Annotated in this window: 5 protein-coding genes; 3 read left to right on the top strand and 2 right to left on the bottom strand. The window is 52.3% G+C overall.

Annotation, left to right across the window (positions count from 1 at the left end; translation table 11 throughout):
* Positions 1 to 240: 240 nt before the first annotated feature.
* Entirely contained in the window at positions 241 to 2,031 is a 1,791-nt protein-coding gene (locus tag QA596_10190) for an integron integrase (protein ID MDG5767836.1), read from the top strand.
* Positions 2,032 to 3,423: 1,392 nt separating this feature from the next.
* Positions 3,424 to 5,319, top strand: coding sequence for a glutamine--tRNA ligase/YqeY domain fusion protein (locus QA596_10185; GenBank protein ID MDG5767835.1), 1,896 nt, complete (start codon positions 3,424 to 3,426; stop codon positions 5,317 to 5,319).
* A gap of 57 nt (positions 5,320 to 5,376) precedes the next feature.
* On the opposite strand, the gene QA596_10180 is transcribed toward QA596_10185, so the two are convergent.
* Complete coding sequence (locus QA596_10180) at positions 5,377 to 6,576, bottom strand: NAD(P)-dependent oxidoreductase (protein MDG5767834.1); 1,200 nt, start codon at positions 6,574 to 6,576, stop codon at positions 5,377 to 5,379.
* 296 nt (positions 6,577 to 6,872) lie between these two features.
* Here QA596_10180 and QA596_10175 point away from each other — a divergent pair, with 296 nt between their 5' ends.
* Positions 6,873 to 9,083: a TonB-dependent receptor gene (locus QA596_10175; GenBank protein ID MDG5767833.1), complete on the top strand. Its 2,211-nt coding sequence runs from the start codon at positions 6,873 to 6,875 to the stop codon at positions 9,081 to 9,083.
* Positions 9,084 to 9,155: 72 nt separating this feature from the next.
* On the opposite strand, the gene QA596_10170 is transcribed toward QA596_10175, so the two are convergent.
* The gene (locus QA596_10170; protein ID MDG5767832.1) at positions 9,156 to 9,902 is read right to left on the bottom strand and encodes an SDR family oxidoreductase; all 747 of its coding nucleotides are present in this window, start codon (positions 9,900 to 9,902) and stop codon (positions 9,156 to 9,158) included.
* Between the last annotated feature and the right edge of the window lie 510 nt (positions 9,903 to 10,412).

The following is a 10,412-nucleotide window of genomic DNA, read 5'->3' as shown; positions in this document are numbered from 1 at the left end:
GCCGCCGGCGCACTATAACTATTTATTAATGCAGAATAATGTGGTGCTATGGGATAATGTACCGGTATTATATTCGTGACTCCAACAAAGAATAACTGCCTATGTGAAACCTCAGGCTAATGGGAAAGTCGATTAAGTATGCAATAATCAGCATAAATTGGTGTAAGGAAATTAATTGTCAGGTGTCTTAAGTCAAAAATGAGGAGTGCAGGCTGCTTCTTATCATATTTAAGAGAGTGTATGAACAAGATACCTGAACATCGAATTTACTGGGTTGATGATATTCCCTGTATTGCCAGGCATTTGAATTCTTGCGAATCTAATGACCGTTTCGGTATGTTTCCCTCATTTTCAACTTTTGGAACTAATCATCACATTGGTTTTTCAATATCCGACTCTTACCAACTAAGTAGAGCTGGAACACATGGTGGTGAAATGCAAAGAATGGTTAGACGATCTTCCAATGAATCAGCGGTGGGTTTTGTAGTCTCACCTCCAATTCTTCGGTCCTCGAGTATTGCATCAGAGCATGGGACGTCGGCCAATTGTATACATTTTATTGAATCAGTCAGCATCGACAGCCAGTCATGTTCAGGAAGACAAAATCGTCCCGGTAGCTCTGGGCGAGATAAGGAGCACAGGCAGGACGGGAAACAGCAAGCATCAAATCCTTGGAATTTGTCTGAAAAGCCAGTGCGCAATTTTTCGAGCAGGAAGTCTGATCATGGAAAACACTCAGCAAATCACAATGAGCGTGATATCCGTGGCCGGATTGATGATACCGGGAGTTGCCAGAATCGAAATGATTCCAACAAGCGGAAGTTGTCCGGTATCGAGAGTCGTTCCGACAGCCAGTCACGTTCAGGAAGACAAAATCCTTCTAGCATTCATAAGGCTCCGGATAGAAAGTATCGAGCCGACCATCATGAACATCTTAATAGTAATGAGCGACCCGGCAAGGAGGGACAAAACACCAGACTTGCTCAACCCGGCAAGCCAGATTGTGCTCCAAAGAGTGAAAGAACAAAGATTCCAACGCAAGATGATCATTTAACTGCTGATGCCGACCCCGCAGTGAAAACCGGAATCATTCGCCAGTTGCGTGACAGGATCCGGATAAAAGGGTATAGCTACAGCACGGAAAAGAATTATGTGAAATGGGTCAGAGAATTCATCCTGTTTCACAAGAAAATCCATCCTGCCAGGCTGAACGAGGATAAGGTAAAGGAGTTTCTAACGTATTTGGTGAATCGCAGAAATGTATCTCCATCAACGCAGAACCAGGCATTGTGTGCCATACTGTTTTTGTATCGCCAGGTAATGGATGAAACGGATTTTTATGTTGATGAAGTGGAGTGGTCAAAGAAGGTAAGCCGGCTGCCGGTGGTTCTCAGTGCAAAGGAAGTGCGTAGGGTTTTGGATCTGATTCAGGGCAAGGCGGAGTTACCCCTCAAGCTGATGTATGGAACCGGGATGCGGATATCGGAGTGCATTCGATTGCGTATCAAGGATATCGATACGGAATACAAACAAATCATGGTTCGTGATGGGAAAGGTAAGAAAGACAGAACAACCGTTTTGCCTGAATCTTTGCTGGAGGGAATCAAGAAGCAAATTGTCAGAGTTGGAAAAATTCATGAGAGGGATCTGCGTCGCGGTTTTGGTGCCGTCTCGCTACCCCATGCACTGGCAAAAAAGTATCCCAATGCAGCGACGGAACCAGGATGGCAGTTCTTGTTTCCATCACAAACCATCGGACGTGATCCGCAGACCGGTAACCATTCGCGGTTTCATATATCCAGAGAGACACTTCACAGGGAACTCAGGCAGGCTGTACGGCTTGCCGGTATCTCGAAAAAGGTCTCGTCGCATACTCTCCGACATTCGTTTGCCACTCATTTGCTTCAAGCAGGTTACGATATCCGGACCGTCCAGGAGCTTCTGGGACATAATGATGTGGCAACGACCATGATCTATACCCATGTGTTGAAGACTTCCGGACTTGCCGTCAGGAGTCCGCTTGATGTTTGAGTCCATGGATTGATATGCTAAGCGCAAGATCTCCGTTTGTTGGAAATGTTGCGTTGGAAACTTGAGACCGCCAGGTGACCTGGCCTGCGTATGGTTTTTCTTAACGACCAAGCCCAAGAAAAACCATGAAGGCCTGCAGTCAGATCACCTCAAAGTAAAGATATCTCATTTCACTCTTAGGAAAACAAGGGGTGTGACCGGCTGATATTTCCCATCAAACCGGCTGGCATGTAGCACAATTTCGCCGGTGTTTTTTATATCGAGCCGTAGCCGTCATGCTCTGAAAAGCTTCATTGCACCCTGGATTGGAAGGGAAAGGATTGGTCTAAGCTGAATTAGCTTGTCTTCGTCTTGATTGGGAATCCTGAATCACTTCCTGCCATGCTTTGGACATATCCGGATTGTATGAGATGTGCGAGTAAGTGCCGGTCGCGGACAAAGCTCCGCCTTGTGAGTCACGTTTGCAAAAGGGTCTCTCTGCTCTCATTGCCCATCAGCAGGTATTGGAATTCCTGCCCCCCTCCGTATTGACCGCACTCACCGGCGCCAAATGTATTTTTTCCAGAATAATAGATTGGGAAGATTATGGCAAGCGGCTTCTTCATTTTACATTTGCACCTGCTTTTTCCTTTTTTCGGTGCTATCAAAGATCCGCATGGCAAGGAGAGAAGAAGGCAGTCTCAAGTTTCTTACGCAACCAATTCGGTGAAAGCTTGACGGTCTCAAGTTTCTTACGCAACGAGTTCGGTGAAAACCTCTTTTGGTGATTAAAAGTCGATTACCTTTCGAGGACGTTTAAACATTCGTCCTTTTCATGATCCGGATTTGCTATTAAAACGGGTCTTGTGTTCCTGGATACCCAAAAACATCTCTATTATCGCTATTTTGCAGGATTATGATAATCCAAATGGTGCAGTATCTTGCTAATCAACCACCGATTCCTCATGAGTTTCGAGGCATTGCCACCACCCGCGTTACATGGAATCTCCTTTGACTTGTATTGCGATCCGGGGCGTTCGGTTTTCTGCATTTTTGGCTATATTGGGCATGATTTGAATCAGCATCCTTCAGCATCCTTCAGTATCCACCTACCTCCAACCCAGTCCAATCCCAACTCCCAACCTCGCACAGTCTCCAATTACAATCTGAAGCTTCAACCTGTAACCCCAGTCCCAACACAAACTCCAACCCAGTCCAATCCCAACTCCCAACCTCGCAAAGTTTCCAATTCCAATCTAAAGCCTCAACCTGCAACCCCAATTCAGCTCCACCTCCACCTCTACCTCCATCTCAAGCCCCAACACCGTCCAACCCCCAATCTCCAATCTCCAATCTCGTCAAATTCCAATCTGCAGCTCCAACCTCATCTCCAACCCCAATCTCTCAAGTTACATGTCAGAAAACACAGCAGAAGAGCGCGTATCCAAGAACTTCCTCGAAGAAATTATTGAAAAGGATCTGAAGGAAGGCAAACACAGTACCATCCTCACCCGTTTTCCGCCGGAACCCAACGGGTACCTGCACATCGGCCATGCCAAGTCCATATCCGTGAATTTTGGGCTGGCACAAAAGTATGGGGGGGAGACCAACCTGCGTTTCGATGATACCAACCCTGCTACCGAGGAAGTCGAGTATGTTGACAGTATCAAGTACGATGTGCAGTGGCTGGGGTATAAGTGGGCTCGGGAGTTGTATGCCAGTGACTATTTTGAGCAACTTTATGAGTTTGCGGTAAGACTCATCCGCATGGGGCTCGCCTATGTCGATGACTCTACATCCGAGGAGATCGCCGCCGCCAAGGGAACACCCACGCGTCCGGGAACAGACAGTCCGTACCGCGACAGGTCACCGGAGGAAAACGAGGACCTGTTCCGGCGGATGCGGGCCGGTGAGTTTGATGAGGGCTCCCGTACCCTCCGCGCAAAAATCGATATGGCCTCGCCCAATATGCTTATGCGGGACCCAGTTATCTACCGTATCAAGTACGCCGCCCATCACCGAACCGGCGACAAGTGGTGTGTCTATCCTACCTACGATATGACCCACGGGCAAAGTGACGCCATCGAAAAGATCACCCATTCCATTTGTACTCTTGAGTTTATGCCGCACCGGGAACTGTACGACTGGTTTATTGATAAACTGGATCTTTTCCCCTCCCGGCAGTATGAGTTTGCGCGCCTCAACATGTCCTATACCATCATGAGCAAGCGCCGCCTGCTGAAACTGGTCGAAATGGGTGTTGTGGAAGGGTGGGACGATCCCCGCATGCCGACCATATCCGGCCTGCGCCGACGTGGTTTTACTCCGGAGGCGATTCGTGACTTTTGCACCCGAATCGGTGTGGCCAAAAGGGATAACCTGATTGACCTGTCGCTTTTGGAGTTCTGCGCCCGGGAACATCTGAACAAAATTTCCCTGAGACGCATGGTGGTGTTCGACCCCGTGAAACTGGTGATCACCAACTGGCAGGAAGGGGAGTTCGAGGAGCTTGAAAGCGAGAATAATCCGGAGGATGAATCCGCCGGTTTCCGGAAAATTCCGTTCGGAAGAGAGCTTTACATCGAGCGGGATGACTTCATGGAGGACCCGCCGAAGAAGTTTTTCCGCCTCGGACCAGGCCGCAGTGTCCGCCTGAAGAGCGCGTATATCATCACATGTGATGATTTTGTGAAGGATGATGAGGGGAACCTGACCGAAGTTCACTGCCGGTATCATCCGGACAGTAAAAGCGGCAGCGATACCTCCGGCATTAAAGCAAAGGGAACCCTGCACTGGGTGAGCATCCCCCATGCACATCGCATCGAAATCAGGGAGTACGACCGCCTGTTTACCGTGGAGAATCCGGTGGAGGAAGCTGCCCGGACGGGAGGGGAGTTTACCGATTTCGTAAATCCCGACAGCCTGAATGTCATCTCCTCGGCGTATGCCGAACCGGTGCTGGCGGATGATACGCCTGTTTGGGGCGTCGGTAATTCGAATTCAGCGGATAGTCCGGACACCACAGCTGCGGAGTCAGCCGATGACCATATAAATTCGGGCAGCGGCAACGCACGCAAGGACGCTTCCGGTCATGGAGCGGATGACGTGCACAGCTCCAGGGATGCAAGCCAGGTCGGTGACGGAAGCGTGGGAAGCGACCCCAGCGTAACTGTATCACCCGAAATGCCCTATTTTCAGTTTATGAGAAAGGGCTATTACTATCCCGACAAAAACTCCACACCGGAAAAGCAGGTCTTCAACCGCACCGCAACGCTGCGTGATACCTGGGCTCGCAAGAGCAAGAAGTGAGCCTTTTGGAGTTGGATTGCGTCTGACGAATATGGTGAGCAGTTGCTCGAAAGCAGGTCAGTTCGACAGAAGAAGCGCGCTTATGACTTCATCCTTTCGGCCTCGAATAGCCGTAAGGGTTTCTTCCGGGGGATGATTATTGAGCTGGATCGTACAACAGGCGGTTTCCTTGCCTTTGAAGATGACGTTCTCCAGTTCCTGGGCATTGATGCCCACCGCTTTGAGCTCACTCATCACATTGGCCAGCACACCCGGCTTGTCGAAATGCCTCACAACCAGCTTGCACGGAGTCTTGTTCCGGCCGCTTTTATTCAGCCAGTTGCGGACCCGTCCTTCCTGTACGTATACACGAACGGTTTCCACGGCATCCATGGCCACCGCAATTTGCGCCTGTTGCGTGCTTGCTCCGATGTGATGGGTTACATAGACATTCTCCAGCTTCTGCAACCGGCTGCTGAACGGTCCGCTTTTTTGTTCCGGCTCTTCATCAAATACGTCCAGGCCGGCGCGAATTCGACCAGATTCCAGCTCGCGGTACAGGGCTTCGCCGTCCACAACTTCAGCCCTGGAAGTGTTTATGAAGAGAGCTCCCTGTTTCAGGCTTGCGAGTATATCCGCAGAAATCAGTCCGCGCGTTTCGTCGCTGAGAGCCAGGTGCACGCTCAGGATGTCACATTCTGCGGCAACAGCTCCCGGACTGTCGGCGAAGGTCACATCCAGCGCTTCGGCTTTCTCTGCGGTAAGGGAGCGCGACCAGGCGATGACCGGCATGCCGAAAGCCCCGGCACGCGCAATCACTTCTCTGCCAATTTGTCCCGTTCCGATGATCCCCAGCTTCTTCCCGTACAGGCCGTCGGCCTTGCTGAACTCCGACTTTTTCCAGTTTCCGTTTCGGAACTCGGCGACGTTTTCCGGGAGTCTTCGGTCAAGCGACAGCATGAGTCCAAGTGCCAGTTCCGCCACGGCAATGGCGTTTTGCCCCGGGCAGTTGGATACAAAAATACCCGCCTTGCTGGCGGCGTCCTGATCAATATTGTTGACTCCCGCTCCGGCCCGGATGATGAGTGTCAGTGCCGGACTGTTTCGGATGCACTCGCTGGATACGACCGTAGATCGCACGACCAGTACAACCGCATCGCCAATTCCACGGTCCAGGTCTGCCTTGCCACTATCCGGCCGGTCGATCACATCGCATCCCAGGCCCGCGAGTTGTTTCTTTGCCACATCGGGCAGTTTGTCACCCAGATATACCTGCATAGATTTCCCTCCTGTGAAGTGGTGATTTGGTGGATTGGTATTGCTTTCTGGCATGCTACCTGAAGCCAGCGTTCCATATCATATTACCATTTCAGTTAACTCCAGGCAATATGGCAATGAGTTCATCAAGCGCAACTTCATTCGTCCGTGTGTTTTAAGGGTGAGGTGTGTATTTTCAAGCAGATGGACCGGTGACGAAGTGCACCGACAAATGAAACCGGACTGTAACTACCTGCTATATGCTTTCTTACCGAACCACCGGGCGACGATGGGCGCCTGCGATATTCGTTTTATGTTTGTTTTTTTCGCCGTATGTGACCCGGGCCGCGACAAGCCTTTCGGCAGGTGCTGATCCCGCCCATCAAAAACCCGCATCGACTATTGATCCTCCCGAGCCGGCCAGTTCTTTTGGAGAATCCGCATTATCCGCTGAAACAGGTCATATCGAACGACCCCGTTTATCAGACCGTGATCAGCCCTATCTGGTAATCTCGCCGGATTCGATCATAGCCGTTGACCTGGACGAGGTTGTTATCAGCGCCCAGCGTGTTCCGGTCAGGTATTCCGAGATGCGGCGATCGGTGCGGGTAATGGACCGCCGGCAGATCAGCGATGCCCCTGTCCATGACCTTGCCGGACTCCTGTCAGGGGTGCGCAGTGTCGATATCCGCCATCGGGGGACCTATGGCATGCAATCGGATGTCAGCATCCGCGGCGGTACGTTCGACCAGACCCTGGTGCTGCTCAATGGCGTAAATGTCACGGATCCGCAAACCGGGCACCATAACCTGAATGTACCGGTGGATCTGCAGAGTATCGAACGTGTGGAAATCCTGCACGGACCCGGAGCCAGAATCTTCGGTCCGAATGCGTTTAACGGGGCCATCAACATTATCACAAAAGAACCGGGTGCGTCACAAATCCATGCTTCACTGTCAGGAGGGCAGCACCGGTTCGGGTCCGCCGGCATCTCCGGAGGGGCACAAACCGGACCGGTAAATCACCATCTGTCCATTCATGGCATGACCAGCGACGGATTTACCGAGAATACCGACTTCCGCACCGGCAACCTGTTTTACCGGTCACAGCTGGGGTTCAATTCCGGGCGCCTGGACCTTCAGGCGGGATATAATGAAAAAGCATTTGGCGCCAATAGTTTTTATACCCCCCGCTTTCCGGATCAGTTTGAGCATACCCGTTCGGTATTTGCCTCCCTGCGCTGGCTTCCCGAGGGTTCCGTGCGCCTTGCGCCGGCTGTCTACTGGCGGCGGCATCACGACCGGTTTGAGTTGTTTCGCCATGAGTCGCCCGACTGGTACGGCGGTCATAACTACCATCAGACCGATATTCTGGGGGCTTCACTCAACTGGGTCTACAGCAGCCGGTTCGGCGCCAGCTCGGTCGGCCTCGATTACCGTTATGAGCATATCTACAGCAATGTCCTTGGTGAACCGATGTCCGCGCCCCGCCGGGTTTCCGGTTATGACGATGCCTGGTTCACCCACGCCTACCATCGCAGCGGACTCAGCCTGATGCTCGAGCAAAGTTATGCCACCGGTCCGTTCTCCTTTTCCGCCGGGACCCTCATTTATTCCAATTCCGACCTGGATGTGCCGGTGACCCTTTTCCCCGGGGCGGATCTCGGCTTGCGGCTACACGAGCATTTACGCTGGTATCTGAGCGCCAACCGCACGCTTCGGCTCCCGACATTCACCGATCTGTTTTATAGCGGACCGGATAACCTGGGTAATCCCGATCTTGAACCGGAAGAGGCCATTACCGTCGAAACCGGCCTGAAAAGCTCCTGGAACGGTGTGGAGACAGATGCCGCCGTTTTTCACCGCCGAGGGACCAACATGATTGACTGGATCCGACGCCCGGATGACAAGCTTTGGCGCAGTGAGAACCTGACCAGCGTGAATATCACCGGTTTTGAAGCCGGCATCCGCATTCCGCTCGGATCCCGCCGGACGGCCGCGGCAATTGCGCGTCGCTCTCAGACATCCGGAGCCGGCAGTCAAAATGCATCCACAGCTCCCCGGAATCAGTATTTGGCTAATGCATCCGGCGATTCCAGCCCTCCGGAAACAACCACCAGCCATTCGCCGTCTGCAGTTTATTCTGTCCACAGTTACCTGTCGCTGCAATACACCTATATGCATGCCGATAAGCAGAGCGGTGAGTTTATCTCCAATTATGTGCTGGATCACCTGACGCACAAGGTGGATATCTCTCTGCTGCTGCCGGTAGCCCGTAACGGCGGCGTGCTTTCCACCGTAACCTGGCAGGACCGGGCCGGGGAGTATTTGCATTATGAAGAGGGCGAGTTTACCGGCACCCGGCCGTTTGATTCATTCTGGACCGTAGATCTGAACCTTTTTTACCGAATTGGGGAGGCCAGGCTGTTCATGGAAGCATCCAATGTGCTGGATACCAGTTACATGGATATTCCGAACGTCCCGCAACCGGGCCGCTGGATGAGGGCCGGCATCGAAATGTCGTTATAGGTTCCGGATCTGCATAACAACATCGTAATGGCGGATGGCTATATGGCCGGCTTCGAATCTGCAAGCATTTCATCAATGCTCATAAATCATTTTCCGTGTCATGCCGCCGTCGATCACCAGGTTTTCTCCGGTGATGAAATTGTTTTCGGGATCGCAGAGGAACAGGCAGGCGCGGGCAATGTCTGCCGGCCGGCCCACGCGGCGGGAGGGATGCTGCTGATGGTCGATATCACGCAGGGAGGTGTAGTCGCCGGTGTGGATCCAGCCCGGACTAACGGCATTGACCGTGATCCGGTCATCGGCCAGTGACAGGGCCAGCGCGTGCGTGAGTGCCAGCAATCCGCCCTTGGAAGCGGCATAGGCTTCAGATCCCGGCTCCGACATGAGTGCACGGGTGGATGCGATGTTGACAATGGACCCGCCGCCGTTCTCACACATGACCCTCGCTGATTCCCGCGCGCACAGGAAGGCTCCACGCAGATTCGTATTGAGGATACGGTCCCATTCATCGGTCGTCAAATTATAAAAAGGGGTAAACTCCGAAACGCCGGCATTGTTGATGAGGATGTCAATGGATCCGCATGCGGCGGTTGTATGCTTGATCAGCTTTTCAACCGAGCCGGGATCAGAGACGTCCGCATGAAAAAATCGCGCACCAAACCCATCCTCCCGAATGGCATGTTCCAGTGCCTTGCCGGCACCGTCGTCGATATCGGCCAGGGCGACAAAAGCGCCCTTTTCAGCGAATGTTCGGGCAATGACACGACCGATGCCGTTGGCTGCCCCGGTTACGATGACATTCTTTTTTTGAAAAGACATATTCGCAGGATTTGGGATGGATTGGAACGCCGGCTGTCGCGACCAGGGTCGACTCATGCACGGACACTATTCTGTCGCAGTGCCCTGTCAAAAAATAACGTTTGGCTGCGGATCTGACAAATAACTGGTGTGCAGAGCAATGTCCGGATCAAGGCGGCAAATCGATGGCAGGATCAATCCGACTGTTCAGGGCATAAAAGTGCATTTCTTCACGCGTAATGGACAATACGGCAAATCGAAGGCAGGATCAGACCGATTATCGGTTGCCGGCTGGATTTGGCGGGACATCACAAGGACGACATGGCGATACCGTGCTGATAACCAGAAAACGTCAACCGGCTGGATTGTCAGTCAGTTTAGTGCGCAACGTATCACGGGGACGGTCGCTTGAATAATGCGAAGGTGCAAACCGGCTGTGAAGTATCAATGCTGTTGAGAGTGGAGACAAATAGGACAGGTGACCGCGCGGGTCAGTGGGGTATGTTTTTACTCAGGCCGTCTCCGGGCCAC

The organism is Balneolales bacterium ANBcel1 (assembly GCA_029688905.1).
Lineage (GTDB): Bacteria > Bacteroidota > Rhodothermia > Balneolales > Natronogracilivirgulaceae > SLLW01.
The sequence above is the reverse complement of the archived record's forward strand: the minus strand, read 5'-3'. Positions and strand labels throughout refer to the sequence as shown.

What these genes read in the sequence shown, in the direction of transcription:
- QA596_10190 (MDG5767836.1), top strand. Translation starts at nt 241, where the DNA reads ATGAACAAGATACCTGAACATCGAATTTACTGGGTTGATGATATTCCC.
- QA596_10180 (MDG5767834.1), bottom strand. Translation starts at nt 6,576, where the DNA reads ATGCAGGTATATCTGGGTGACAAACTGCCCGATGTGGCAAAGAAACAA.
- QA596_10170 (MDG5767832.1), bottom strand. Translation starts at nt 9,902, where the DNA reads ATGTCTTTTCAAAAAAAGAATGTCATCGTAACCGGGGCAGCCAACGGC.
- QA596_10185 (MDG5767835.1), top strand. Translation starts at nt 3,424, where the DNA reads ATGTCAGAAAACACAGCAGAAGAGCGCGTATCCAAGAACTTCCTCGAA.